Annotated in this window: 23 protein-coding genes and 1 pseudogene; 22 read left to right on the top strand and 2 right to left on the bottom strand. The window is 74.1% G+C overall.

From position 1 onward, the window contains the following. The first annotated feature begins 63 nt into the window (after positions 1-63). The 17 genes from EDJALFJO_RS28775 to EDJALFJO_RS28695 all read left to right on the top strand — a co-directional run bounded on the left by EDJALFJO_RS28775 (position 64) and on the right by EDJALFJO_RS28695 (position 18,949). Positions 64-648 (top strand): YitT family protein, encoded by a 585-nt coding sequence (locus tag EDJALFJO_RS28775; protein WP_369812587.1) that lies wholly within the window; start codon positions 64-66, stop codon positions 646-648. Positions 649-909: 261 nt separating this feature from the next. Continuing rightward, entirely contained in the window at positions 910-1,881 is a 972-nt protein-coding gene (locus tag EDJALFJO_RS28770) for a hydrogenase (protein WP_088289759.1), read from the top strand. Between the two features lie 102 nt (positions 1,882-1,983). Then, the gene (locus EDJALFJO_RS28765) at positions 1,984-3,579 is read left to right on the top strand and encodes a nickel-dependent hydrogenase large subunit (RefSeq protein WP_088289758.1); all 1,596 of its coding nucleotides are present in this window, start codon (positions 1,984-1,986) and stop codon (positions 3,577-3,579) included. 102 nt (positions 3,580-3,681) lie between these two features. Next, positions 3,682-4,242, top strand: coding sequence for a hydrogenase maturation protease (locus EDJALFJO_RS28760; protein WP_198950734.1), 561 nt, complete (start codon positions 3,682-3,684; stop codon positions 4,240-4,242). A 4-nt stretch (positions 4,243-4,246) separates the two neighbouring features. Continuing rightward, complete coding sequence (locus EDJALFJO_RS28755; RefSeq protein WP_088289757.1) at positions 4,247-4,450, top strand: hypothetical protein; 204 nt, start codon at positions 4,247-4,249, stop codon at positions 4,448-4,450. Positions 4,451-4,492: 42 nt separating this feature from the next. After that, positions 4,493-5,806: a hypothetical protein gene (locus tag EDJALFJO_RS28750; RefSeq protein ID WP_088289756.1), complete on the top strand. Its 1,314-nt coding sequence runs from the start codon at positions 4,493-4,495 to the stop codon at positions 5,804-5,806. A gap of 1 nt (position 5,807) precedes the next feature. Next, positions 5,808-6,185 carry a hypothetical protein gene (locus EDJALFJO_RS28745; protein ID WP_088289755.1) on the top strand — a complete coding sequence of 126 codons (378 nt, stop codon included), beginning with the start codon at positions 5,808-5,810 and terminating at the stop codon, positions 6,183-6,185. Positions 6,186-6,202: 17 nt separating this feature from the next. After that, complete coding sequence (locus EDJALFJO_RS28740; RefSeq protein WP_088289754.1) at positions 6,203-7,147, top strand: NifU family protein; 945 nt, start codon at positions 6,203-6,205, stop codon at positions 7,145-7,147. 15 nt (positions 7,148-7,162) lie between these two features. Continuing rightward, positions 7,163-8,440 carry a hypothetical protein gene (locus EDJALFJO_RS28735; protein WP_198950733.1) on the top strand — a complete coding sequence of 426 codons (1,278 nt, stop codon included), beginning with the start codon at positions 7,163-7,165 and terminating at the stop codon, positions 8,438-8,440. Further along, positions 8,437-10,899: a carbamoyltransferase HypF gene (gene hypF / locus EDJALFJO_RS28730; RefSeq protein WP_088289763.1), complete on the top strand. Its 2,463-nt coding sequence runs from the start codon at positions 8,437-8,439 to the stop codon at positions 10,897-10,899. The genes EDJALFJO_RS28735 and hypF overlap by 4 nt, the downstream gene beginning before the upstream one ends. 5 nt (positions 10,900-10,904) lie before the next feature. Beyond that, on the top strand, positions 10,905-11,222 hold the full coding sequence (locus tag EDJALFJO_RS28725; RefSeq protein WP_088289762.1) for a HypC/HybG/HupF family hydrogenase formation chaperone: 318 nt from the start codon (positions 10,905-10,907) through the stop codon (positions 11,220-11,222). Positions 11,223-11,226: 4 nt separating this feature from the next. Next, a complete protein-coding gene (gene hypD, locus EDJALFJO_RS28720; protein WP_088289753.1) occupies positions 11,227-12,354 on the top strand; it encodes a hydrogenase formation protein HypD in 1,128 nt (375 codons plus the stop codon). A 67-nt stretch (positions 12,355-12,421) separates the two neighbouring features. Continuing rightward, a complete protein-coding gene (gene hypE, locus EDJALFJO_RS28715) occupies positions 12,422-13,441 on the top strand; it encodes a hydrogenase expression/formation protein HypE (RefSeq protein ID WP_088289752.1) in 1,020 nt (339 codons plus the stop codon). 107 nt (positions 13,442-13,548) lie between these two features. After that, positions 13,549-14,760: an arginine deiminase gene (locus EDJALFJO_RS28710; RefSeq protein WP_088289751.1), complete on the top strand. Its 1,212-nt coding sequence runs from the start codon at positions 13,549-13,551 to the stop codon at positions 14,758-14,760. 301 nt (positions 14,761-15,061) lie between these two features. Next, positions 15,062-16,924: a hypothetical protein gene (locus EDJALFJO_RS28705; RefSeq protein WP_143448845.1), complete on the top strand. Its 1,863-nt coding sequence runs from the start codon at positions 15,062-15,064 to the stop codon at positions 16,922-16,924. Between the two features lie 10 nt (positions 16,925-16,934). Further along, on the top strand, positions 16,935-17,654 hold the full coding sequence (locus tag EDJALFJO_RS28700; RefSeq protein WP_088289749.1) for a hypothetical protein: 720 nt from the start codon (positions 16,935-16,937) through the stop codon (positions 17,652-17,654). 62 nt (positions 17,655-17,716) lie between these two features. Beyond that, the gene (locus EDJALFJO_RS28695) at positions 17,717-18,949 is read left to right on the top strand and encodes a cystathionine gamma-synthase (RefSeq protein WP_088289761.1); all 1,233 of its coding nucleotides are present in this window, start codon (positions 17,717-17,719) and stop codon (positions 18,947-18,949) included. 61 nt (positions 18,950-19,010) lie between these two features. Here EDJALFJO_RS28695 and EDJALFJO_RS28690 read toward each other — a convergent pair whose 3' ends face one another. After that, positions 19,011-19,652: a hypothetical protein gene (locus EDJALFJO_RS28690; protein ID WP_143448844.1), complete on the bottom strand. Its 642-nt coding sequence runs from the start codon at positions 19,650-19,652 to the stop codon at positions 19,011-19,013. Positions 19,653-19,857: 205 nt separating this feature from the next. Here EDJALFJO_RS28690 and EDJALFJO_RS28685 point away from each other — a divergent pair, with 205 nt between their 5' ends. Both EDJALFJO_RS28685 and EDJALFJO_RS34610 read left to right on the top strand, forming a co-directional pair. Next, positions 19,858-20,253 carry a hypothetical protein gene (locus EDJALFJO_RS28685; RefSeq protein ID WP_233150097.1) on the top strand — a complete coding sequence of 132 codons (396 nt, stop codon included), beginning with the start codon at positions 19,858-19,860 and terminating at the stop codon, positions 20,251-20,253. A 106-nt stretch (positions 20,254-20,359) separates the two neighbouring features. After that, a complete protein-coding gene (locus EDJALFJO_RS34610; protein WP_158220602.1) occupies positions 20,360-20,500 on the top strand; it encodes a hypothetical protein in 141 nt (46 codons plus the stop codon). A gap of 316 nt (positions 20,501-20,816) precedes the next feature. Here EDJALFJO_RS34610 and EDJALFJO_RS28680 read toward each other — a convergent pair whose 3' ends face one another. Further along, entirely contained in the window at positions 20,817-21,650 is an 834-nt protein-coding gene (locus EDJALFJO_RS28680) for a crotonase/enoyl-CoA hydratase family protein (protein WP_088289746.1), read from the bottom strand. 77 nt (positions 21,651-21,727) lie between these two features. Here EDJALFJO_RS28680 and EDJALFJO_RS28675 point away from each other — a divergent pair, with 77 nt between their 5' ends. The 3 genes and pseudogenes from EDJALFJO_RS28675 to EDJALFJO_RS36605 all read left to right on the top strand — a co-directional run. Beyond that, on the top strand, positions 21,728-23,131 hold the full coding sequence (locus tag EDJALFJO_RS28675; RefSeq protein ID WP_088289745.1) for a glutamate mutase L: 1,404 nt from the start codon (positions 21,728-21,730) through the stop codon (positions 23,129-23,131). Between the two features lie 78 nt (positions 23,132-23,209). Then, positions 23,210-24,499 carry an AI-2E family transporter gene (locus EDJALFJO_RS28670; RefSeq protein WP_088289744.1) on the top strand — a complete coding sequence of 430 codons (1,290 nt, stop codon included), beginning with the start codon at positions 23,210-23,212 and terminating at the stop codon, positions 24,497-24,499. Between the two features lie 113 nt (positions 24,500-24,612). Beyond that, a pseudogene (locus tag EDJALFJO_RS36605) lies at positions 24,613-25,827 on the top strand (right-handed parallel beta-helix repeat-containing protein); the annotation flags it as partial.

Genomic DNA, 25,827 nt, shown 5'->3' with positions numbered 1-25,827 from the left:
GCCCGCCCCGCCCGCCGCCGGCCCGACCACCTCGGTCGCCGCCTCGTCCAGCTCTACGCGGGCCTGGCGCTCTACGGCGTGAGCATGGCCTTCTTCGTCGAGGGCGCGCTCGGCGTCATGCCGTGGGACGTCCTGCACCAGGGCCTCGTCCGGCTCGTCCCCGTCTCGCTCGGCACGATGACGATCCTCGCCGGGGCCGTCGTCCTGCTGCTGTGGATCCCGCTGCGGCAGATGCCCGGGCTGGGCACCGTGAGCAACGTCGTCGTCATCGGGCTCGTCGTCGACCTCGCGCTCCGGGTGCTGCCGACCCCGGGCCCGCTGGTGCTGCGCGCCGTCTTCGTCGCCGTCGGGGTCGGCCTCAACGCGGTCGCCACGGCGGCCTACATCGGCGCCCGGTTCGGTCCCGGCCCGCGGGACGGCCTCATGACCGGGCTCGTGGCCCGCACGGGGTGGCCGGTCCGGGTCGTCCGGACGGCGATCGAGGTGTCCGTCGTCGGCCTCGGCTGGCTGCTCGGCGGCAACTTCGGCGTCGGCACCCTGCTCTATGCCCTCGCCGTCGGTCCGCTCGTGCAGCCGCTGCTGCCGCTCCTGCGGGTCGCGGAGCCGGAGCCGGCGGGGCGCGCGGACGCTCCGGCGGGGCGCCCGTAACAGCCCTGCCGCATCCCGGCACTGTCCGGGGGCGGGGTCACGGCCGCTCACCTCCTCCGATCCGATCGCTCTGGCGACCATGCGTGACATTCCGATTACGGAGTGGTTATGTAGTGGGTGTCGCGGAGCCGTCGCCGTGCCATGACCTCATGGCCCGCCTCCTCGCCGCCCGACCCGAAGACTGCGCCGAAGGCAGACCCAGGCACCGGCCCTGCTCGACACATCCAGCCGGCCGCTGCGGTCGGGCCCGGGAGGTAGAACATGGCAACACTGCTCTGGCTCGAGGGCGGGGCGTGCAGTGGCAACACGATGTCCTTCCTCAATGCCGAGGAACCGACCGCCGTCGACCTGGTGACGGACTTCGGCATCGAGGTGATCTGGCACCCGTCGCTGGGCATGGAGCTCGGCGAGGCGGCGCAGCAGATCATGCGCGACTGCGCCTCCGGCGCCCGCCAGGTCGACATCCTCGTCTACGAGGGGTCGGTGCTCACCGGCCCGAACGGCACGGGCCGGTACGACATGTTCGCCGAGCGGCCGATGCAGGAGTGGGTGGCGGAGATCGCGCCCCGGGCCGGCGTCGTCGTCGCCGTCGGCGACTGCTCGTCGTGGGGCGGCATCCCGGCCACCCCGCCGAACCCGACGGACGCGATCGGCCTGCAGTACCTCAAGGGCGAGCGCGGCGGCTTCCTCGGCAAGGACTTCACGAGCACCCTCGGGCTGCCGGTCGTCAACATCCCCGGCTGCCCCGCGCACCCGGACTGGATCACCCAGGTCGTCGTGGCGCTCGCCGCGGGCCGGGTCGGCGACATCGCGCTCGACGACCTGCAGCGGCCCAAGACGTTCTTCTCGTCGTTCACCCAGACCGGGTGCACGCGCGTGCAGTTCTTCGAGTACAAGCAGTCGGCGATGGACTTCGGCCAGGGCACCCGCACCGGCTGCCTGTTCTCCGAGTTCGGCTGCCGGGGCTCGATGACGCACTCGCCGTGCAACCGGATCCTGTGGAACCGCCAGTCCTCCAAGACGCGGGCGGGCCACCCCTGCACCGGGTGCACGGAGCCGGGCTACCCGCACGGCGACCTCATGCCCGGCACGGTGTTCAAGACCGCGAAGGTCTCCGGCAGCGTGCCCAAGGAGGTCCCGACGGGGACCGACCACCTGACGTACATGGCCCACGCGGCCGCCGCCCGGATCGCTGCCCCGCAGTGGTCCAAGGAGGACATGTTCGTCGTCTGACGGCCCGCCGGACGCCGCGCCCCACGGTGCGGCGTCCGGCCCGTCCACCCCCTTCGGCCCTTCGGTACCCCTCCCGGCTAGGAGACCTTCGTGACCAGCACCATGGACCTCAACGTCAGCCCGCTCGGGCGGGTCGAGGGCGACCTCGACGTCCGGGTCACCCTCACCGACGGCGTCGTCACCGACGCCTGGACGACCGCCGGCATGTTCCGCGGCTTCGAGATGATCCTCAAGGGCAAGGACCCGCAGGCGGGTCTCATCGTCACGCCCCGGATCTGCGGCATCTGCGGCGGCAGCCACCTGTACAAGGCCGTGTACGCGCTGGACACCGCGTGGAAGACGCACGTCCCGCCGAACGGCACCCGGATCCGGAACATCGCGCAGATCTGCGAGACGCTCCAGTCGATCCCGCGCTACTTCTACGCGATCTTCGCGATCGACCTCACGAACAAGCGCTACGCGAAGACCCCCTCGTACGCCGAGGCCGTGCGGCGCTTCGCGCCGTTCGTCGGCACCGCGTACGAGAAGGGCGTGACGCTGTCGAACAAGCCGGTCGAGGTCTACGCGATCTTCGGCGGGCAGTGGCCGCACTCCTCGTTCATGATCCCCGGCGGCGTCATGTGCGCGCCGACCCTCTCCGACGTCACGCGCTCCATCTCGATCCTCGAGTACTGGAAGAACGAGTGGCTCGAGAAGGAGTGGCTCGGCGGCAGCCTCGAGCGCTGGAAGGAGAACAAGACCTGGGAGGACGTCCTCGCCTGGGTCGACGAGAACGAGGGCCACTACAACAGCGACTGCGGCTTCTTCATCCGCTACGCGCTCGAGGTCGGCCTCGACAAGTACGGCCAGGGCCACGGCAACTTCCTGTCGACGGGCACCTTCCTCGACCCCGAGCTGTACCAGAACCCGACGATCGAGGGCCGCAACGCGGCGCTCAAGTCCCGCTCGGGCATCTACGCGGGCGGCGGGTTCCACGAGTTCGACCAGGCCCGTGTCCGCGAGGACCACACGCACTCGTTCTACAAGGGCACCGGCGGCCACCACCCGTTCGACGGCGTGACCGACCCGATCGACCCGGCGCAGGGCAAGGCGCAGGACAAGTACTCGTGGGCGAAGTCCCCGCGGTACGACGTCCCCGGCCACGGCCACGTGCCGCTCGAGGTGGGCCCGCTCGCCCGCCAGGTCATCGCCGGCCAGCCGGACGCCGCCCCGCACCAGGACTACGACCCGCTGTTCCTCAACGTCGTCAACAGCGTCGGCCCGTCGGTTCTCACCCGGGTGCTCGCCCGCACCCACGAGCTCGCCAAGTACTACACGATGGCGCGCACGTGGCTCGACGAGCTCGACCTGCACGACAAGTTCTACGCCAAGCCCGTCGAGCACGAGTCGGGCACGGGCTTCGGCTCCACCGAGGCCGCCCGCGGCGCGCTCTCGGACTGGATCCGGATCGAGAACGGCAAGATCGAGAACTACCAGGTCGTCACGCCGACCGCGTGGAACGTCGGCCCGCGCGACGCGAACGCCGTGGTCGGCCCGATCGAGAAGGCCTTCATCGGCACGCCGGTGGAGAACACGGTCGACCCGGTCGAGCTCGGTCACGTCGCCCGCTCGTTCGACTCCTGCCTCGTGTGCACGGTCCACGCGTACGACGGCAAGACCGGCAAGCAGCTGTCGAAGTTCACCGTCGGCGGCATGTGACCCGGGCCCGACGGCACGGTCGAGAACGGTAGTCCGGCCCGGACCGCTTGCGGCGCAAGCGGTCCGGGCTCGTTCACGGGGGAGCTCTGGAGGTGTCCGCAGGTGAGTGCGGAGGTCGGTGGCACGGACGGCGGGACGACGGTCCGTGCGGGCGCGCCCGCGTGGCAGCCTGCCGTCAGCGTCGAGCCGGAGTCGCCGCCCGTGGTCCCGGTGCTCGTCGTCGGCTGCGGCAACCTGCTGCGCGGTGACGACGCGGTCGGGCCGACGCTCGTGCGGCACCTGTGGGAGCGCGGCGTCCCGGACGACGTCGAGCTCGTCGACGGCGGGACCGCGGGGATGGACGTCGCCTTCAAGATGCGCGGCCGGCGCAAGGTCGTCATCGTCGACGCCGCGAGCACCGGCGCCGAGCCGGGCACGGTCTTCCGGGTGCCGGGTGAGGAGGTCGAGGACCTGCCGCCGGTGACCGGCCTCAACCAGCACGCGTTCCGCTGGGACCACGCGCTCGCCGTCGGCCGCTGGCTGCTCAAGGACGCCTACCCGGAGCAGGTCGTCGTCTACCTCGTCGAGGCGGCCGGCGTCGAGCCCGGCGCCGAGCTCACCGCGCCCGCCCGGGCCGGCATGGAGCGCACGATCGAGCTCGTGCTCGACGAGGTCGGGCGGTGAGCGGGTGCCGGACGACGACAGCTCCGTGCTCGGCTGCGACGTCAGCCACGACCGCGAGGGCTGGTGGGTCGAGCTCACCGTGGGCTTCCGGGACGACGTCGTCCGCAGCCGGATCGGCCCCTACCTCACCGAGAAGCAGGCCCGGGTCGCGGCGGAGATCATCCCCCGGGCGGCCGGCCGGCAGGGCCCGCCCCCGACCGGGCTGTGACCCGTCCACCCGCACCGTGCGAACCACCGAGAGGAACCACCCGTGACGACCATCGCCCGGCCCCAGCCGCTCGGCGTCCTGGCCCTGCCCGCAGGCTGGCTCGTCGTCCCCGCCGACGCCCTCGCCGCGGACCACCCCGAGGCGGCCGGTGTCGCCGCAGCGCGCGACCGGCTGCTCGCCGGGCTGCTGCCCGACCCGTGGCCGGCGGCCCTCGCCGCGCACGCGACCGCGGCCGGTGGCGACACCGACGCCGCGGCCGCGCTCGTCGACCCTGCGGCCGGCCCCGAGCACGCCTACAACCACTTCGTCCTCACCGGGGAGCCGTCCTCCCTGGAGCTGGCCCGGGCCGGCGCCGACGGGGACCTCGCGGCCCTCGTCGAGGTCGCGGCGTACGCGCTCGGCCACACCGACCGGCTGCCGGACGCCGACGCCCTCGACGGCGAGGTCCGCGCGCACGTCCTCGCCGCGACGGCTGCGGCCTTCCTCGAGCAGCGCGACGTCCAGTCCGCGCTCGACGCGCTCGTCGCCGCCGAGGAGGCGGCCACCCCCGTGAGCAGCGTCCTCGGTGCGCTGCTCCTCGGTCAGCAGGCCGGCCTGCTCCAGGAGGCGCAGGGCGCCGACCCGGACGTCGTGGCGGCCTACGTCGAGGCCGTCGACGCGCTGCGCGGGATGACGGCCGTCGAGCACGCCCTCGGCGAGCTGGCGCTCGGCCTGGGCACGGCGTACCACGAGCTCGCGGCGTCCCGCGAGGAGGGCTCGGGCCTGCTCGTCGAGGCCGTGCGCTGCTACCACCTCGCGCTGCGGATCCTCAAGGCGCCCGACGGCCGCCCGCAGGAGCGCCCCGAGCGGTACGCGTTCGCCCACTCCAACCTCGCCCTGTGCTACCTCGCGATGCCGATGACCGGTGACCGCGACAAGCTCCGCCGCGGCGTCGCCGTCCAGTCGCTGCGCGAGGCGCTGAAGTACTACACCCGCGAGGAGCACCCGGCCGAGTGGGCGTCGGTGACGCTCAACCTCGCGAACGCCATGCAGTACCTGCCGACGACGCACCCGGTCGAGAACCTCGTCGAGGCGGTCGGGCTGTACGACGAGGTGCTCGCGGTGCGCAGCGCGGACGAGGACCCGCTCGGCTACGCCCGTGTGCTCGCCAACCAGGGGACGGCGCTGTCCCACCTCGGCATCCACGACCGGGCCCGGGAGCGGCTCGACGAGGCCCGCGCGCTCTTCGCGGCCGGCGGCGACTCCGGCGCCCTCGTCACCGTCGACGCCGCACTGCGGGACATCGACGCGGCGCTGCAGGGCGTCGGCACCCAGGCGTCGGCCGCGTCCGCTGCCTCGTCCGTGGCGGGCGCCTGACATGGACCTCCACGAGCGCGCCCAGTTCGACTTCCTCCTCAACACCGCGGCGGAGCGCTTCGTCGAGCGCCTCGTGCAGCGCACCGGCGGCCTCGAGGAAGGGCTCGGGGCGCTGCGCTCCGACCCGCAGGGGGACGGCGTCTGGCTCGACGAGTTCGTCCGCGCCGTCCTGCGGGACTTCCTCCTCGACAACGCGGCGGGGTCCTGCTTCGTCCTCCAGGCGTGCGAGAAGCGCACCCTGAAGGGGTTCCACGGCAAGCAGATCGACGGCCTGACGGTCACGGCGGCACTGTCCGAGCTCGCGGTCCACGCGTTCTCGGACGTCCTCGCGGCGAAGGTCGACCAGGGCATCGAGCTCGCCCTGTCCGGGCACCTGTGACGGTTGGGAGAGACACCATGACCACCACCGAGGAACGTCCCGACCTGGACGCCGCCGCCCGGCGCGTCGACACGATGCTCGAGCGGGCGTCGCTGCTCGACGAGCGCTCGCAGCAGGTCGCGCTCGACCTGAAGGCCGCCGTCGAGGAGTTCCACCGCGACGCGATCGTCCGCGTCGTCAGGAAGCTCAAGGACGACCCGCGCGGCAAGGAGCTGCTCTTCGAGCTCGTCGACGACCCGGTCGTCTACGCCCTCTTCGTCATGCACGGCATCGTCCGCGCCGACCCGGTGACGCTCGCGAACCGGGCCCTGGAGGACGTCCGCCCGTACCTGGAGTCGCACGGCGGCGGCGTCGAGCTCGTCGGGGTCGAGCTGCCCGTCGCCCGGGTGCGGCTGTCCGGCACGTGCAACGGCTGCTCGGCGTCCTCGACGACGCTGCGCGAGGTCGTCGAGCGCGCCCTCGTGGCGGCCGTCCACGGGCTGCACCAGGTCGAGGTCGTGCCGAACGACCCCGAGCCGACGATGGTGCCGCTGACCTCGGTCGGCCTGCGCCCCGGCCTGGAGTCGTTGCGCGACACCAGGTCCGCCGACATGTCGGGCACGTCGTCCGACCCCGGCGCGCCGTCCGTCGCGACGGGCTGGACCCGCGGCCCGGAGCTCGCCGACGTCACCGACGGCAAGGTCACGCTGTGGCGGGTGCCGGGAAGCCCGCAGGACGAGCCCGGCGTCGCGGTCGTCCGGATCGGCGAGCAGGTCAGCGCGTACAAGGACGCGTGCGTCCACCTCGGGTACAGCCTCGAGCGCGGGCTCATCGACCCCGAGGGCGGCATCCTCACGTGCCCGTGGCACGGCATGAAGTACCAGGCGATGACGGGCGAGTGCATCTCGGCCGTCGACCGCCGGCTCGAGGTCTACCCGGCGAGCGTCCACGGCGGCACCGTGTGGCTGCGGCTGGGTCGCTGACCCGTGGACCTCGTCGTGCCCATCGGCACGTCCGCCACGACCGGTAGCTCGGTCGCGCCCCAGGGGGCCTACGCGCACCCGCAGGGCCCGGTCGACCTGCCGGTGCTCCGCGGCGGCTGGGAGCCGTGGCGGGTGCTCGGCGCCGAGTCGTTCATGAGCATCGCGCTGCCGTCGGCGCAGCCGACGCGCAGCCAGCTCTACGCACCGCGCGGCGTCCTGCTCGACACCGGCCCGGACGGCGCGACCCGCCTCGTCGCGGCGGACACCGGCAACCACCGCCTCCTCGTCTGGCCGGAGCTGCCCGGCGCGGACGGCGCCGACAGCGCCGTCGTCGTCGGCCAGCCGGACGCGACGTCCGAGGGCGCCCAGGCCGGCGGCCGCGGCCCCGAGCGGGGCCTGCACCTGCCGACCGGGCTGGCCCGGGCCGGTGACCTGCTCCTCGTCGCCGACGGCTGGAACCACCGCGTCCTCGGGTTCGACGCGACGCTCGGCACGGACGACCCGGAGCCGGTCTGGGTGCTGGGGCAGAACGGGTTCGGCGAGGTCGAGGCGAACCGCGGCGGCGAGCCCGACGGTGCGTCGTTCTACTGGCCGTTCGGCGTCCTGTGGCAGGACGGGTGGCTGTGGGTCGCCGACACCGGCAACCGCCGGGTGCTCGCCTGGCGCGGCCTCCCGGGCCTCGACGGGACGCCGTCCGACCGGCCCGCCGACCTCGTCCTCGGCCAGCCGACGCTGCACGAGCGCGGCGAGAACCGGGACGGCCCGGTCGGCCCCGACACCTTCCGCTGGCCGCACCAGCTCGTCGTCACGGGCGGGGTGCTGTGGGTCGCGGACGCCGGCAACCACCGGGTCCTCGGCTGGCACCTGCCCGTCGACGGCGACCGGCCCGCCGACCTCGTCATCGGCCAGCCCGGCTTCACGACTGCCCGCGAGCTGCCGCACGTGCCGCAGGGCCCGGACTGCCTGCGGTTCCCGTACGGGCTCGCGGCGACCGCGCGCGGGCTCGTCGTCGGCGACACCGCGAACAACCGGATCCTCGAGTGGTCGCCGGCCCCGGGGCCGGCGTCGGCCGCCGTTCCCGTCGCCGGGGCCCCTGCGCAGGCCGTCCTCGGGCAGGACTCGTTCGCGGGCGCCGGGGAGAACCGCTGGCTCTCGCTCACCCCGGACAGCCTCTGCTGGCCGTACGGGCTGGCGACCTTCGAGGAGCCCGCCTCCGGTGGGCGGGCGGCACGTGCGCTGCTCGCCGTCGCGGACTCCGGGAACAACCGGGTCACGGTGTGGCAGCGGCCATGACCCCTGCGACGACCCGGTCCGATCGCGGGCACCGGACGGCGACCGCTGCGGTGCGGCGGCTCGTCCGGGTCACGGGCGTGGTCCAGGGGGTGGGCTTCCGGCCGTTCGTCTACGGTCTCGCGGCCGGGCTGTCCCTCACCGGGTCGGTGCTCAACGACGCCGCCGGCGTGCTCGCCGACGTCCAGGGCGCGCCGACGGACGTGGAGGAGTTCTGCCGCCGGGTCCGCACCGACGCCCCGGCGCTGTCCGCCGTCGACGCGGTCACCTGGGAGGCCGCCGACCCGCTGGCCCGCAACGGGTTCACCATCGAGAGCTCGGCCGCCGGCCCGGGGCGCACGCTCGTGCCCGCCGACGTGGCGACGTGCGACGACTGCCTGCGCGAGCTGACCGACCCGGCCGACCGGCGGTACCGGCACCCGTTCGTCACGTGCACGGCCTGCGGGCCGCGCTTCACGATCGTCACCGGCCTGCCCTACGACCGCCCGAGCACGACGATGGCCGGCTTCGCGTTGTGCGACCGGTGCGCCGCCGAGTATGCCGACCCGGCGGACCGGCGCTTCCACGCCCAGCCCGTCGCGTGCCACGACTGCGGCCCGACGCTCGACCTCGTCGAGGCCGCGCCCGACCGCGCCGACCCGCCCCTGCTCAGCACCGGGGAGACGGCGCTGGCGCGGGCCCGCACGCTGCTCGCCGAGGGCCGGGTCGTCGCCGTCAAGGGCCTCGGCGGCTACCACCTCGCGTGCGACGCGACGTCCCCTGCCGCGGTGCAGCGCCTGCGCGCCCGCAAGCAGCGCGGGGACAAGCCGTTCGCCGTCCTCGTCCGCGACGTCGCGGCGGCCCGCGCCATCTGCCACGTCGACGACGCCGAGGCCGCCCTGCTCGTCGCCCCGCGGCGTCCGGTCGTGCTGCTGCGGCGGCGCGCGGACGTCGCGGCGGGCGGTGCCCCCGGCAGCACCGCGGCCGTCGCGGAGGCGGTCGCCCCGGGCAACCCCGACCTCGGCGTCATGCTGCCCCCGACGGCGCTGCACCACCTTCTCCTCGGCCTGCCCGGTGACGCCCCCGGCCCGCAGGTGCTCGTGCTCACGAGCGGCAACCTCAGCAGCGAGCCGATCGTCACGGACGACGCCGCGGCCCTGACCCGGCTCGCCGGGATCGCCGACGCGTGGCTGCGGCACGACCGGCCGGTCCACGTGCCCTGCGACGACTCGGTGAGCCGGGTCGTCGACGGCGAGGAGCTGCCGCTGCGGCGCTCGCGCGGCTACGCGCCGCTGCCGGTCGCGCTGCCCGTCGAGGTCGGCCCGACGCTCGCGGTCGGCGGCGACCTGAAGAACACCTTCTGCGTCGCCGAGGGCGGCCTCGCGTGGCTCTCGGCGCACATCGGCGACATGGACGACCTCGCGACCCAGCAGGCCTTCGAGGCGGCCGTCGAGCACCTCGGCGCGCTCACCGGCGTCACCCCGCGGGCGCTCGCCGCCGACCGGCACCCGGCGTACCGCAGCACCCGCTGGGCCGAGCGGACGGCCCGGTCCAGGGCGCTGCCGCTGACCCACGTCCAGCACCACCACGCGCACGTCGCCGCCGTCATGGCCGAGCACGGTCTGGCGGCGGACGCCCGGGTCGTGGGCGTCGCCTTCGACGGCACCGGCTACGGCGACGACGGCACCGTGTGGGGCGGCGAGGTCCTCGTCGGCGGCTACCTCGCGTACGAGCGGGTCGCGCACCTGTCGACCGTGCCGTTGCCCGGCGGGGACAGCGCCGTCCACCGCCCCTACCGGATGGCCCTGGCCCACCTGCACGCCGCGGACGTCCCGTGGGAGGCCGGGCTGCCGTGCGTCGACGCCTGCCCGGACGACGAGCGTGCCGTCCTCGCGCACCAGGTCCGCACCGGGCTCGCCTGCGTGCCGACGTCGAGCGCGGGCCGGCTCTTCGACGCCGTCGCCTCGCTCGCCGGGCTCTGCCACGTCGTGACGTTCGAGGCCCAGGCGGCGATGGCGCTCGAGGCCGCTGCGGTCCGGGCGCTCGCCGCCGACGCGTCGCCCGACCCGGTCGCCTACCCGCTGCCGCTGGTTCCCGGCCCGGACGGCGGTGCGGCGCACGTCCTCGACTGCGGCGCGCTCGTGCGGGCCGTCGCGGCCGACGTGCGGGCCGGCGTGCCGGCCGACGTCGTCGCGCTGCGGTTCCACCGCGGGCTCGCCGCCGGCGTCGTCACGGCGGCCGGTGCGGCGTGCGCCACGGCCGGGCTCGGCACCGTCGCCCTGTCCGGCGGCGTCTTCTGCAACGCGACCCTGCTGTCGTTCGTGACGGCCGGGTTCGCCTCCACCGGGCTCACGGTGCTGCGGCACCGGCGGGTGCCGCCGAACGACGGCGGGCTGGCCCTCGGCCAGGTCGTCGTCGCCGGTCTGCGCCGCGCGACCCCGGGTTCGACGACAATGCTGTCCACCACGACGAACGAGGAGTGATCACGATGTGCCTTGCGGTACCCGGAAAGGTCATCGAGGTCGAGGACCGGGACGACACCCGGATGGCGAAGGTCGACTTCGGCGGCGTCGTCAAGGACGTCTGCCTCGCCTACCTGCCTGACATCGCCGTCGGCGACTACACGATCGTCCACGTCGGCTTCGCGATCTCCAAGCTCGACGAGGCCTCCGCGCTGGAGACGCTCGCGCTCTTCGAGAGCCTGGGGATCATGGACGAGGAGTTCGGCGACCAGTGGGGCCGTGCCGCGGCCGAGGCCGGCGCCGAGCGGCCCGCGGGGACCGAGCCGGTCGAGACGAGGAGCTGACCTCTTGAAGTACATCGACGAGTTCAACGACCCGGACCTCGCCAAGCGCCTGCTCGACGACATCCACGCGACGGTGACCCGGCCGTGGGCGCTCATGGAGGTCTGCGGCGGCCAGACGCACTCGATCATCCGGCACGGCATCGACCAGCTGCTGCCGAGCCAGGTCGAGCTCATCCACGGGCCCGGCTGCCCGGTCTGCGTGACCCCGCTCGAGACGATCGACAAGGCGCTGGAGATCGCGTCCCGGCCGGGGGTGGTCTTCTGCTCGTTCGGCGACATGCTCCGGGTGCCCGGCAGCGGCAAGGACCTCTTCCGTGTCAAGAGCGCGGGCGGTGACGTCCGGGTCGTCTACTCCCCGCTCGACGCGCTGAAGATCGCCAAGGAGAACCCCGAGAAGCAGGTCGTCTTCTTCGGCATCGGCTTCGAGACGACCGCCCCGCCGAACGCCATGACCGTGCACCAGGCGAAGCGGCTGGGCATCACGAACTTCAGCATGCTCGTCTCGCACGTCCGGGTGCCCCCGGCGATCGAGGCGATCATGACGTCGCCGACGTGCCGGGTGCAGGGCTTCCTCGCGGCGGGGCACGTCTGCTCGGTCATGGGGACGCAGGAGTACCCGGCGCTCGCCGAGCGGTTCGAGGTGCCGATCGTCGTCACCGGCTTCGAGCCGCTCGACATCCTCGAGGGCATCCGGCGCACCGTCAAGCAGCTCGAGGAGGGCCGTCACGAGCTGGAGAACGCCTACGCCCGCGCCGTCCCGGCCGAGGGCAACCCGGCGGCCCGCGCGATGCTCGCCGACGTCTTCGAGGTCACCGACCGGGCCTGGCGCGGCATCGGTGTCATCCCCGGCTCCGGCTGGCGGCTCTCGGAGGCGTACCGGGAGTTCGACGCCGAGCACCGGTTCTCCGTCGAGGGCATCACGACGCAGGAGTCGAGCGCGTGCCGGGCGGGCGAGGTGCTCCAGGGCCTCATCAAGCCGCACCAGTGCGAGGCGTTCGGCAAGGAGTGCACGCCGCGCAACCCGCTCGGCGCGACGATGGTGAGCAGCGAGGGCGCCTGCGCCGCGTACTACCTCTACCGCCGGCTCGGCGGCACGCCCGCCCCGGCACGAGAGGCGGCACCCGTTGGCTGACAGCGGTTTCCAGGGACAAGGCTCCCAGGGCTCCGAAGGGCTGGACTTCGAGTCCTGGTCCTGCCCGATGCCGCTGCGGGACTCGCCCGTGGTCGTCATGGGGCACGGCGGCGGTGGCGCCCTGTCCGCCGAGCTCGTCGAGCACCTCTTCGTGCCGGCCCTCGGGACGCCGGAGCTCAAGGCCCTCGGCGACAGCACCGTGCTGTCCCTCGGCGGGGCCCGGCTGGCGTTCTCGACGGACTCCTACGTCGTCCGCCCGATGTTCTTCCCCGGGGGCTCGATCGGCGACCTCGCCGTCAACGGCACCGTGAACGACATCGCGATGAGCGGCGCGCAGGCGGCGTACATGTCGTGCGGGTTCATCCTCGAGGAGGGCACCCCGGTCGAGACGGTCGGCCGGATCGCCCAGGCGATGGGGGCGGCGGCCCGGCAGGCCGGTGTCAGCATCGTCACCGGCGACACGAAGGTCGTCGACGCCGGCCACGGCGACGGCGTCTTCGTCAACACCGCCGGCTTCGGGCTCGTCCCCGAGGGCGTCGACATCCGCCCGCAGAACGCCCGCCCGGGGGACGTCGTCATCGTCAGCGGCGACATCGGGGTCCACGGCGTCGCGATCCTGTCGGTCCGCGAGGGGATCGAGTTCGGCACGCAGGTCCGCTCCGACTCCGCGCCGCTCAACGGCCTCGTCGCCGCGATGCTCGCGGCGACGCCCGACATCCACACGCTGCGCGACCCCACCCGCGGCGGGCTCGCCGCGACGCTCAACGAGATCGCCTCGGCGTCCGGCGTCGGCATCGAGGTCGTCGAGCGGTCCGTGCCCGTGCCCGCCGAGGTCGCGAACGCCTGCGGGTTCCTCGGCCTGGACCCCTGGTACGTCGCGAACGAGGGCAAGCTCGTCGCGTTCGTCCCGCCCGAGCACGCGGACGCCGTCCTCGCGGCGATGCAGGCGCACCCCTACGGCGCCGGGGCCGCCGTCATCGGCCGTTGCGTCGAGGAGCACCCCGGCATGGTCGTCGCCCGGACGGCCTTCGGCGCGACCCGCGTCGTCGACCTCCCGCTCGGGGAGCAGCTGCCCCGGATCTGCTGACGCGCTCCGCTCCGGCCCCTCAGAGGTAGATCGCCGTGCATATGCATGCGGATCTACCTCTGAGGCGTGGAACGGGGGCTCTTGACGAGCACGGCAGGATCATCGCCATGACGTTCGGCGTGCACTCAGAGGTCGGCCTCCTGCGCGAGGTCGTGCTCCACCGTCCAGGGCTCGAGCTGAGCCGGCTCACACCGTCCAACGTCAAGGGCCTGCTCTTCGACGACGTCATGTGGGCCGAGCGGGCCCGGGAGGAGCACGACGCCTTCGCCCAGGTCCTGCGCGACCGCGGGGTCGTCGTCCACCACTTCGCCGAGCTGCTCGCGACGGCCCTCGACGTGCCCGGCGCCCGCGACTTCCTCGGCGAGCGGCTCGTCACGTCGATCCGGTTCGGGCCGGCGCTCGACACGCCATTGCGCGACGTCATCGACACCGCGGACGCCGCCTGGCTCGCCGAGCGGCTCATCGGCGGCGTCCTCAAGCGCGACCTCGAGCACCCGAAGATCGCCTCCCTGTTCTGGGAGACGCTCCACGACGACGACTTCCTGCTCACCCCGCTGCCGAACCACCTGTTCCAGCGGGACAACGTCGCCTGGGTCTACGGCGGCCTGTCGGTGAACCCGATGGCGATGCCGGCCCGGCGCCGCGAGACGCTCAACTCGCGCGTCGTCCTGCGCTACCACCCGATGTTCGCCGACGCCCGGGTCTACTACGGGGACGACGACGAGCCGCACGGCCAGGCGACGGTCGAGGGCGGTGACGTCCTCGTCGTCGGCAACGGCGTCGTCCTCGTCGGGATGGGGGAGCGGACCACCCCGCAGGGTGTCGAGAACGTCGCCCACGCGTGGTTCCGCAGCGGGCAGGTCCGGCTCGTCGTCGCCGTCGAGCTGCCGCGCGAGCGCGCGTTCATGCACCTCGACACCGCGCTGACGATGCTCGACCGGGACGCGTTCTCGATCTACCCGTACCTCCCCGACCGGCCACGGGCCTGGGCGCTCACCCCGGCCGGGGACGGCGACTTCACGGTGAGCGAGACCGCCGAGCCGTTCGCCGTCCTCGCCGACGCCCTCGGGCTGGACCGGATCCGGCTGCTGCGTGCCCCCATCGACAGCCACGGGGCGCAGCGCGAGCAGTGGGACGACGGCAACAACTTCCTCGCGATCTCACCCGGCGTCGTCGTCGGGTACGAGCGGAACACCGTGACGAACACGTTCCTGCGCGACGAGGGCATCGAGGTGCTCGCGATCGTCGGCAGCGAGCTCGGTCGCGGCCGGGGCGGCCCGCGGTGCATGTCGTGCCCGATCGCCCGCGACCCGGCCTGACGGGGCGCTGACCTGGCCCGTTAGTCATCGGTTAGCATGCGCTAACAGTTTGGCGCAAGATCGGCAAGGCCCCTTGATTGGGGGAGGGGTCCCCCGCGGCCGGGGGATGCAGCCCGGCGTGGCGAGGAACACGCTCGTTCGGGGCGATGGCGGTGTGGGCGAAACAGACCGTCACTCGTGGGACCGGCGCCGGGCGATGGTGCCGCTCCTTCCCGTGGCTCCGGGCGATGGAGCTGCGGCACCGCGGCCTGCCCGCCGGACGGGTCCGCGGCCCCTCGCGCATGCGTGAGGAGCACCGAACATGAGCATCTCCACATCGACCTGGCGGGCGAGGGCGGCCATGGTCGCCGCGCTCGTCCTGGGTCTGGGGGCCGTCACGGCCTCGGTCGGCAGCGGGCAGGCGGTCGCGAAGGGCGGCACGTCCAAGCCGCCGGCGGGGAACCCCGCCCCTCTCGTCCCCCCGACCTGGCCGGCCGTCCCGGCGCCCGTCTTCAGCACGAACTCCGCGAACATCCACGGGTTCGACGTCACCGGGTTCGTCCAGAAGGCCACCGTCGACCAGGCGCTCTGCCCGGCGCTGCCGGCCGCTCAGGCCGGCGGGACGATCCTCCTCAACGGGATGACCATCACCGTCCCGTGCAACTCGATCGTCCAGATGCCGGCGAACACCCTCTCCTGGGTGGACTCGATCGACATCGCGACGGCGAACCGGCAGTCGCTCGCGCTCGACGGCACCGGCTCGGGCGCCGCGACCGGCCCGACGCCGTACCCGTCGTTCGAGGCGCACGTCGTCGGCAACATCGTCGGCACGCAGCTCGTCGCCGGCCTGGTGTTCCTGTCCCAGCAGAGCGTGAACTCCGGCCAGGGGGTCGTCACGCGGATCGACTACGCGACCGGCGACCTGTACGTCGGTTCCGCGACAGGTGCGCCGGACCAGGTGCGTCTGCAGATCAACGACCCCGCCGGGCGGTTCGGCCGGGCGCAGTCCCCGGACGACCGGTTCAGCGTCGACGACGAGAACCCGACGATCCACTCCGGCACCGGGTACCCGATGTGCGTGCCGCGCACCGACCCGACGGGCGCCGCGCCGGACGCGCTGTGCCCGGAGAAGAACCGGCCCTCCTCGACGGCCACCACCTCGTGCCGCAACTGGACCGCGGCGGGGGTGACCCTGCCGTCCGCCGGCGAGCTGCCGGCGACGCCGGTCGGGCAGCGCTGCAAGAACTACGTCATGAAGGCGCCGACCGGGCTGGCCCCGGCCGACGCGGACGCCCGTCAGCAGGCCCCGATCGAGGTCGGTGACTTCATCTCGTACGCGGGCACCCTCTTCAAGGGCGCTGTCGGCGCGAGCGACTACATCTCGGTGCACACGATCGAGGACAACGTCGGCCTCTACACCCAGCCGGGCACGCTCCCGACCTACCTCGCGATCGGCGAGTTCGGCGTCGGCTCGGCGGACCCGAGTGCCACGGCCGTCAACGGTGCCGCGCAGGAGACCCAGGACCGGATCTTCCTCGAGGCCGAGACGACCGACCCGAAGTCCCCGGTCGACATCTACTTCGTGGACATCGACCCGGCGACGGGCAACGAGATCAACCGCTGGGTCACGCCGTTCGAGATGACGGGTGAGAACAACGGCCCGCTCGTCCCGGGCGGCGCCAACGCCGGCCTGAGCATCGGCGGCGGCATCACGACGATGAACCTCGGTGCCCAGGTCCAGCGGGCGAGACTGCGCGCGACGAAGGCGCCGACCGGCGTCCTCGGGTCCCCCACCCGGACCCTGCGGGTCGTCAGCCGTACGCAGTGCGTGCAGCCGCGGTACATCCTCAACTCGCTGGCGGCCACCTCCACGGCGGCGACCCCGTTCACGACCGCGGCGAACGTCGTCCTGGCCAACGCCGCCCCCGTGCCGGCGATCGACGCGACGTCCACGGCCGCCACGACGACCGGCACGGTCCGGGTCGCCAACGCGGACTGCCTCAAGAGCACCCCCGTCGCCAACGGGCTGTTCGGCGGGGTCTACACGGCACCGATGTTCGAGTACATCTTCCCGGAGAACGTCAGCACCGGGGACGCCGTCGTGCCGAACGACTTCTGGCACCTCGGGTTCCTCGTGAACGGCGAGGGGCCCGGCACGGGCCGGCTCACCCCGACGCCGTGGTGACGACGACACCGTGACGAGGACGTACCGCGTCCCGAAGGACCGGGTCGCCCTCGCGGCCGGGGCGGTGGTGTGGGCGCTCGCCTGCACCACCGCCCTGGCGGGCTGCGGCGGCCACACCACCGCCCCCGTGCACCGGCCGGCCGGCGCGGCGGCGGGCCGCGACCCGGTCACCGAACCCGCGGGCGGCGCGGCGGGCGGGGCGACGTCCGCCGCGCCGTCCGTGGTCGCACCGTCGACGTCCGCCGCGGGCGGCCCGGCCGCGACGACGGCCGCTGCGGGCGGCACCGCGCGGGCGACGGCCGTCCCGGCCTCGACCGGGCGCCCCTCGACGTCCGCCCGCCGGACGACGACGCGCACCTCCGCCTCGTCGTCCGCGTCGACGTCCGGCTCGGGGAAGGGTCCGGGGAAGGGCAAGGGCGGTGGAGGGGGGTCCGCGGCGACCACGTCGGCGGCGGGGGTCGTCTGGCCGGCCGACGTGCCCTTCCCGGCCGGCACCGTGCAGGCGCACTTCGACGACCCGACGGACTGGTCGGCGACGCTGCTCTCGCCGGGGTTCCAGCCGGACGTCCACGACCGGCTGACGGCGCTGTACACCGGTGCGGGCTTCACGCTGGTCTCCGACGGCCTGCCGGAGGTCCTCACCCGGGGCCGGTACACGCTGCGGGTCCAGGTCAGCCCGCGCGACCACCGGGAGAACGAGTCGTTCGTGACGCTCCAGCTCTCGGCGTAGCCCCGCGACCCGGCGGGACCACCTGGCAGGTGGACGGCGCCGGGCCGGGTAGCGTGGCGCGGGTGAACTGGGACCGTAAGGGCTTCGCGACCCGCGCCATCCACGCCGGCTCCGAGCCGGACCCGTCGACCGGCGCCGTCGTCACGCCGATCTACCAGGTGAGCACCTACAAGCAGGACGGCGTCGGCGGGCTGCGCAACGGGCTCGGCACCGGCTACGAGTACAGCCGCAGCGGAAACCCGACCCGCACCGCGCTCGAGGAGTGCCTCGCCGCGCTCGAGGCGCCGTCCGCGTCCGGCGGCGGCCCGGCGGGAGCCAGGGCGTTCGCGTTCGCCAGCGGCCTCGCCGCCGAGGACACCGTGCTCCGGTCGCTGCTCGCTCCCGGCGACCACCTCGTCGTCCCGGACGACGCGTACGGCGGCACGTACCGCCTCGTCGCCCGGGTCGCCGGGCCCTGGGGCGTCGAGCACACCCCCGCGCACCTGAGCGACCTCGACGCGGTCCGGGCCGCCGTCCGGCCCGGCCGCACCCGCGTGGTGTGGGTCGAGACCCCGACGAACCCGCTGCTCGGCGTCGCCGACATCGCCGCGCTCGCGGGCATCGCCCACGAGGCGGGCGCGCTGCTCGTCGTCGACAACACGTTCGCGACCCCGTACCTGCAGAACCCGCTCGCCCTCGGCGCCGACGTCGTCGTCCACTCGACGACGAAGTACTGCGGCGGCCACTCCGACGTCGTCGGCGGCGCGCTCGTCGTCCGCGACGACGCGGTGGCACCGTGGACGGACGGCGTCGGCCAGGTCGGCCCGGGTGTCGCGGAGCGGATCGGCTTCCACCAGAACGCGATGGGTGCCGTCGCCGGGCCGTTCGACGCCTGGCTCGTGCAGCGCGGCCTCAAGACGCTCGCGGTGCGCATGGAGCGGCACTGCGACAACGCCGAGCGGGTCGTGGAGTTCCTCCTGGGTCACCCGCGGGTCCGGCAGGTGCTCTACCCGGGCCTGCCCGAGCACCCCGGCCACGACGTCGCGCAGAAGCAGATGCGCCGCTTCGGCGGCATGATCAGCTTCCGCGTCGTCGGCGGCGAGGAGGACGCGCTCAACGTCTGCAAGCGCACCGAGGTCTTCACCCTCGGGGAGTCCCTCGGCGGCGTCGAGAGCCTCGTCGAGCACCCCGGCCGGATGACGCACGCCTCCGTCGCCGGCTCGGCCCTCGAGGTCCCCGCAGACCTGGTCCGCCTCTCGGTCGGCCTGGAGGACGCCGACGACCTGATCGCAGATCTGAAGACCGCGCTGGCCTGATCGTGCGGAGGTTCGCGCGGCAGCCCGCCGTGAGAACCTCCGCACGGCTGCGACGGCGTCGCTAGAGGTGCGGCAGCTCGGCGCCGCCGATCCGGAGCAGCCGACGGCGACGGCGGTCGAAGAGCCAGAGCACGAGCACGGGCCAGGCGGCGACCAGAGGGAGCCAGTACCACCAGGGGACGCCGGTCCTCGCGTCGACCTCCAGCGCCCCGATGACCATCAGGACGGGCACCAGGGTGCCGGCGACCGCCCAGTCGCGCCCCTCCCGGAACCCGCGCCCCGTGCGCGGCCGGGCGCGCAGGGCCACGGCGTACGCGTTGGGGCCCAGGGCCTCCCAGACGTCGTGCGCGCGCCGCACCACGTCCTCGTCGCAGGCGTCGGCGACCATCAGCCAGGTCTCGAGCCAGGTCGGTGACGCCCCGGGCTCCGCCGACTCGAGACGCTCGAACGAGCCGAGGTCGGCGCCGTCGTGCCCCGCGTGCACGAGCACGGCGTCCCGCAGTGCGACGTAGCGCTCGGTCACCTTCGCGTCGTCCATCCCGTTGAGCTGCACGGGACCCGCCGCCAGGGCGACCGGCCGGGCGGCTGCCAGCGCGGCCGCCACGAGGCGTTCGGGCCGCAGCGGGATCTCCCAGGCGAACACAGGCGCCGCGAACGGTCCGCCGCTGCCGCGAGGATCCGGCCCGGCCGCGCCTCGTGCCATCTCGCTCCCCTTCCCGCTGGTCCTCAGTCTGACGCGACCGGGCAGCCCGGGCCGCAACCGACCGGGGATCCGCGCCACCCCTGCTGCGCAGCACCGTGGCGACCTCCGCCGCGACGACGCACGGCGTGCTCACGGTCTCCAGCCAGCCGTACTGGAGCCACTTGTCGTCGGCGAGGGTGACCGAGTTGTCGCGGCGCCGGTCGCGGTGGCGCAGCCAGCGGGGGTGGGCCTCGAGGCCGTCCAGCTCGACGACGAGCTGCCATGGGCGGTAGCGGACGTCGCGGTATCGGTGCCGGAGCAGCCGTCCCGCCGCGTCGTGGACGGGCTCTGCCCGGTTGCGCTCGCCGTGCGGGAGCCCGTGCCGGCGTTCGACGTCGCGGCGGTAGCGGTGCTCGAGCGCGGACTGCACGCCGTCCGCGGCCTCACCGAGGATCGCCTCGAGCAGGCGCCGTCGCCTGTGCTGCTTCCTCCCGCGCAGTGCGAGGCGGAGCCTGGCGGGTGTCGTCCGCCGGCTCGACGTCGCCCGCAGGACGACCTCGACGGCGGTGCCGACGTCAGCGGCCTCGTCGGTGACATCGAGCACGGCCTCCTCGAGCCGTAGGCGCGGGGGCGCTCCGGCCGGGTGGACCCGGTGCTCGAGGTGGCGGCGCCGCAGGAGGCGCGCGCCGGACGGCGCCACGACGCGCCGCCGCTCGGGCACGCAGACGGTGAGCCGGTCCGGGCACACCGGCAGCACCTGCCACAGCCAGAGCGCCGTCGTCCCACCGAGCGCGGCGCCGTCGCCCGCCGCGAGTACGGCGGCCCAGACCCGGGTCATCGGCGGCACCGGCCCGGTGAACGTCGCGTAGACGCCGCGATGCAGGCCGGTCCATCGCCGGGCGTCGAGGAGTGCGCCCACCTGGCCGGCGGTCAACCCGGACGCGATCAGCTGCCTGCGGGTGACGACACCGGCCTGCCACGTCGCGATCGCACGCCACGGCACCGGCCGCCCGAGCGCGGCAACGGCCCCTGACCGTCGGTCACGTCCCACCATGCCCGCAGATCCTGCACCGAACCGCGCACCCGCTGCCGCGCCCGTCCACAGCCCCCGCGGACCCCTGTGGAGTGCGGAAGTTCTCGCGGCAGATCGCCGTCCGATCCTCCGCACATCGATGGGCGGCGCCGCTACAGGCCCGTCGGCGCGGGCGGGAGGTCCTCGAACTCGGGGTCGGTGCGCGCCTGCTTGGCCATGAGCGCCGTCGCCATGTCGGCCGTCTGGAGCATGCCCGTCTGCCACAGGCTCACGAAGTCGAGGCTCTCCGCGACGGAGTGGTCGCGGGCGTGGTTGAGGGACTCCTTGACGCCCCACAGCACGAGCGGGGAGTGCCGGGCCATCTCGTGGGCGACGTCGAGGGCGCCGGCGACGAGCGCCTCGTGGGTGTCGAAGACCTCAGTGACGAGGCCGACCTCGCGGGCGCGGGCCGCGGGCATCCGGCGACCGGTGAACGCGAGCTCGCGGGCGACGCCGTCGCCGACGATCCGGGGCAGCCGCTGGAGCGCGCCGACGTCGGCCGTCATGCCGATGTTCGTCTCCTGGAGCACGAAGAACGCGTCGGCGCTCGCGTAGCGCAGGTCGCAGGCCGTGACGAGCGACAGCGCGCCGCCGATGCACCCGCCCTGGACGGCGGCCACGACCGGCATCCGGGCCGCCTCGATCGCGTCCGAGGTGCGCTGGAGCGCCTTGACGAGCAGCCGGCGGTTCGCGTTGTTCCGGGCGGGCTCGCCGGACGGCACGAGGCCGCCGCCCATGAAGACGGACAGGTCCATCCCGGCGCAGAAGTGCTTCCCCGTCGAGGACAGGACGACGGCCCGCACGTCCCCGGCGTCCGACAGTGCCGTGACGAGCTCGGGGAGCTCGCGCCAGAAGGCGGGGGTCATCGTGTTCAGCGCGTCCGGCCGGGACAGCCGCACGTGCGCGACCTTGCCGTCGCGCTCGACCTCGAAGCACTCGTACGTCATGCCGTCCTCCTTCAGCCCGACCCTCGCTCTGGCACGCTAGCGCCCGTGGCGACGGCGCAGCGGCAGGGGAGTGTGGCGTGAGCGACGTCCTGTGCGTCGACGTCGGGTCGACCTTCACGAAGGCGGCCCTCGTCGACACCGCGACCGGCGACCTGCTCGCCACCGCCTCGCACCCGACGACCCTGGCGACCGACGTCCTCGACGGCGTCGCGGCCGTCCGGGCGGACGCCGAGCGGGCCGCCGGGCGGCGCGCGGACGACGTCCTCGTCTGCTCGAGCGCGGGCGGCGGGCTGCGGATCGCCGTCGTCGGCTACGAGCGGCTCGTCACCGCCGAGGCCGGCCACCGGGTCGCGCTGTCGGCGGGCGGCAAGGTCGTCCACGTCGCGGCGGGCCCGCTCGACGGCACGGGGGCCGGCGACCCCCGCCTGGACGACCTGCGCGCCGCCGCGCCGGACGTCGTCCTGCTCGTCGGCGGCACCGACGGCGGCAACGCCGAGGTGCTCCTGCACAACGCCCGCCGGCTCGGGATCGCCCGGCTGCCCGTCCCGGTCGTCCTCGCCGGCAACGCCGACGCCGCCGACGAGGCCCGCGCCGAGCTCGAGCGCCGCCGCCGGCACGTCGTCGTCACGGCCAACGTCCTGCCCCGGATCGGCGTCCTCGACCCGCTCGGGGCCCGCGCGGCGATCCGCGAGGTCTTCCTCAGCCACGTCATCGGCGGCAAGGGGTTGTCGAAGGGCCCGGCGTTCGCCCGGCTCGTCCGCGCGGCCACGCCGGACGCCGTCCTCGCGGGCGTCGAGGCGCTCGCCGACGGCAGCCACGACGTCCCCGGCGCGGACGACGTCCGGGGCGCCGGGGACGTGCTCGTCGTCGACGTCGGCGGTGCCACGACCGACGTCTACTCGGTGCTCACGCCCGAGGGCGAGGACGCCGCGCTCGCCAAGGAGGTCGTCGCGACGCTGTGGCGGGCCCGGACCGTCGAGGGCGACCTCGGGATGCGCTGGGGCGCGCCGGGGGTCGTCGCCGCCGCGGTCGCCGAACGGCTCCTCGACCCCGGCGACGCCACGACCGCGGCGCTCGCCGCGCACGCCGACCGGGCCCGCGCCGAACCGGCCTGGGTGCCCGGCCCGGAGACCGCGGACGGCGCCGCGGCGCGCGACCTCGACACGACGCTGGCCCGGCTCGCGGTCACCGTCGCCCTGCGCCGGCACGGCCGCCCCGCGACCACCTCGGCGTCGCCGCGCCCGCTGCGCGACGTCGCGCTCGTCGTCGGCAGCGGCGGGGTGCTGCGGCACGCGGACGCCGCGACCCGGGCCGCGGTGCTCGCGCCCGCGACGTCCGACCACGCCGGCGGCTGGCGGGTGCCCGACCGCGCCCGGATCGTCGTCGACGGCCGGTACACGCTCTTCGCCGCGGGGCTGCTCGCCGCCGGGGCCCCGGTCGCCGCCGCCCGGCTCGCAGGGTCGGTCACGTCGCCCGGCTGAGCCCCGACCGCCGGCCGACCGACCGGCCGAACGCCACGTCGCCCGGTCGCGAGCACGCGCACCCGGCAGGATGGGGCCATGAGTCTCTCGCCGCGTGAGCGTGCCGCCGTCGGACGCCTCGACGACGCCGACGTCGTCCCTGCCGGGCTGCGGGCCGCCGCCGGATGGTCGTGGCGGATGCTCGTCGTCGGCGTCGCGATCTACTACCTGCTGCGCATCCTCGGCATCTTCGAGGTGCTCGTCGTCCCGGTGCTCGTCGCGCTGCTCGTCGTGGCGTTCCTCAAGCCGTTCGTCGACCTCGTCGCCGCCGGCCGCGGCCGCCCCGGCGTCCCCCGCGGGCTCGCGTCGATCGGCGCGATCATCCTGTCGCTGCTCGTCATCGCCGGGCTCATCACGCTCATCGGCCAGCAGGTCACGACCGGTTTCCCGAGCCTGCAGAAGCAGGCGCTCAGCGGCTGGCAGGAGCTGCAGAAGTCGCTCGCCAGCGGGCCGCTGCACCTGACGAACAACCAGGTGTCGGCGTACATCGACCGGATCGTCGCCGAGATCCAGGCGAACAGCTCCCAGCTCGTCAGCGGCGCGCTGCAGGTCGGCTCGACGGCGGCGGACATCGGCACGGGCTTCTTCATCGTGCTCTTCAGCGCGTTCTTCATGCTGTCCGGCGGCGACCGGATCTGGGCCTGGGTCGTCCGGCTCTTCCCGCGCACGGCCCGGGCCCGGGTCAACGGCGCCGGGGTGCGGGCCTGGGCGACGCTGACGGCCTACGTGCGGGCCACGATGATCGTCGCGGTCGTCGACGGCGCCGGGGTCGGGATCGCCGCGGCGATCCTCGGGGTCCCGCTCGCGCTGCCGCTCGGCGTCCTGGTCTTCCTCGGTGCGTTCGTGCCGATCGTCGGTGCGTTCGTCACGGGCATCGTCGCCGTCCTCGTCGCGCTCGTCGCGAAGGGCCCGGTCGTCGCGCTCATCATGCTCGCCTCGGTCATCGCCGTGCAGCAGCTCGAGGCGCACGTGCTCCAGCCGTTCCTCATGGGCCGGGCCGTCTCCGTGCACCCGCTCGCGGTGATCCTCTCGATCGCCGCGGGCGTGCTCCTCGCCGGCATCGTCGGAGGCCTGTTCGCCGTCCCGCTCGCGGCCGTCGTCAACGTCGTGGCCTCGTACCTGTCGGGGTCGGACGACGAGGAGGACTCCAGACGCGACGCCGCGGACGGCGTCCTCGACGGCTTCGACGGGAACGCGACGACCGGGCAGACCCCGGCGGAGGCCGCGCGGGACGCCGGTGCCGCCGCGGACGAGGCCGGACCGCTCGCCGACGAGCCCGTCGAGGGGGCCCGCCGGGCCGCCGGGGAGCCCGGCCCGTCGGAAGCCTGACCTCATCACTCGAGTGTGGTCCACCTCACATCGAACCTCGCCTGGAAACCCGGAGCGGCCCCGGGACGACCTCTGCGCGTCGGACACCACCGAGCAGAGGGACACCGATCTCCATGGTTTCAAGGACAGCGCGGCGGCGCCCCGCCCGCGTGGGGGCCCGGGCGTTCGCCGCGGCCGCCGTCGTCGCGGTGGGGGCCTCCGCGGTCGTCGCCGTCGCCACGTCGACGTCGCAGGCGGCGCTCAACAGCAACGCCCTGTACGTCTCCCCGACCGGCAGCGCCGGTGCCGCGGGCACGGCGTCGGCCCCGACCACGCTCGCGTCGGCGATCTCGAAGATCACCCCGGGCGGCACGATCTACCTGCGGGGCGGCACGTACAGGCTCTCCTCGACGGTGGCGGTCCCCACCGGCAACAACGGCACGTCGTCCGCCCGCAAGGAGCTCGCCGCGTACCCGGGGGAGACCCCCGTCCTGAACTTCTCCGCCCAGAGCGAGGCCGCCTCGAACCGCGGCCTCGTGCTCGGCGGGAGCTACTGGCACCTCTACGGTCTCGTCGTGGAGCGGGCCGGTGACAACGGCATCTACGTCTCCGGCAGCAACAACGTCGTCGAGCGCACCGTGACGCGCTTCAACCGCGACACCGGCCTGCAGATCGGTCGGGCGGCGTCCTCGACCCCGCGCTCGGACTGGCCGGCGAACAACCTCGTCGTCACGTCGGAGTCCCACGACAACAAGGACGCGCTCGGCGAGAACGCCGACGGGTTCGCCGCCAAGCTCACCGTCGGCCCCGGCAACGTCTTCCGCTCCACGGTCGCCCACCACAACGTCGACGACGGCTGGGACCTGTTCGCCAAGCCCGACACCGGCCCGATCGACCCGGTGACGATCGAGGACTCCCTCGCCTACTCCAACGGCACCCTGTCCGACGGCACCCAGCTGGCGAACGGCGACCGCAACGGCTTCAAGCTCGGCGGCTCGAAGATCGCGGTGAACCACGTCATCCGGCGCAGCATCGCGTACAAGAACGGCCAGCACGGGTTCACCTGGAACAGCAACCCGGGCCGGATCACGGTGTCCGACAACGTGAGCATCGACAACACCGAGCGCAACTTCGCGTTCGACGGCGGCGTCTCGGTGTTCCGCAACGACACGTCGTGCCGCAGCTCCGGCTCGACGGTCGACAGGACCTCCGGTGACGCCGACGCCTCGAACCAGTTCTGGAGCGGGAAGAACGGCTCGCGTTGCGCCACGTACACCGGGGCCATGACGTGGTCGTTCGCCGGCCAGTCCGAGCGCGGGGTCGAGGACGCCGCCCGACCGATCTGCAGG

Source organism: Kineosporia sp. A_224 (assembly GCF_002198655.1).
Lineage (GTDB): Bacteria > Actinomycetota > Actinomycetes > Actinomycetales > Kineosporiaceae > R-H-3.
The sequence above is the reverse complement of the archived record's forward strand: the minus strand, read 5'-3'. Positions and strand labels throughout refer to the sequence as shown.

Coding starts and splice junctions, on each gene's coding strand:
- EDJALFJO_RS28770 (WP_088289759.1), top strand. CDS start 910: ATGGCAACACTGCTCTGGCTCGAGGGCGGGGCGTGCAGTGGCAACACG.
- EDJALFJO_RS28765 (WP_088289758.1), top strand. CDS start 1,984: ATGGACCTCAACGTCAGCCCGCTCGGGCGGGTCGAGGGCGACCTCGAC.
- EDJALFJO_RS28745 (WP_088289755.1), top strand. CDS start 5,808: ATGGACCTCCACGAGCGCGCCCAGTTCGACTTCCTCCTCAACACCGCG.
- EDJALFJO_RS28740 (WP_088289754.1), top strand. CDS start 6,203: ATGACCACCACCGAGGAACGTCCCGACCTGGACGCCGCCGCCCGGCGC.
- hypF (WP_088289763.1), top strand. CDS start 8,437: ATGACCCCTGCGACGACCCGGTCCGATCGCGGGCACCGGACGGCGACC.
- EDJALFJO_RS28725 (WP_088289762.1), top strand. CDS start 10,905: ATGTGCCTTGCGGTACCCGGAAAGGTCATCGAGGTCGAGGACCGGGAC.
- hypE (WP_088289752.1), top strand. CDS start 12,422: ATGCCGCTGCGGGACTCGCCCGTGGTCGTCATGGGGCACGGCGGCGGT.
- EDJALFJO_RS28710 (WP_088289751.1), top strand. CDS start 13,549: ATGACGTTCGGCGTGCACTCAGAGGTCGGCCTCCTGCGCGAGGTCGTG.
- EDJALFJO_RS28705 (WP_143448845.1), top strand. CDS start 15,062: ATGAGCATCTCCACATCGACCTGGCGGGCGAGGGCGGCCATGGTCGCC.
- EDJALFJO_RS28690 (WP_143448844.1), bottom strand. CDS start 19,652: ATGGCACGAGGCGCGGCCGGGCCGGATCCTCGCGGCAGCGGCGGACCG.
- EDJALFJO_RS28680 (WP_088289746.1), bottom strand. CDS start 21,650: ATGACGTACGAGTGCTTCGAGGTCGAGCGCGACGGCAAGGTCGCGCAC.
- EDJALFJO_RS28670 (WP_088289744.1), top strand. CDS start 23,210: ATGAGTCTCTCGCCGCGTGAGCGTGCCGCCGTCGGACGCCTCGACGAC.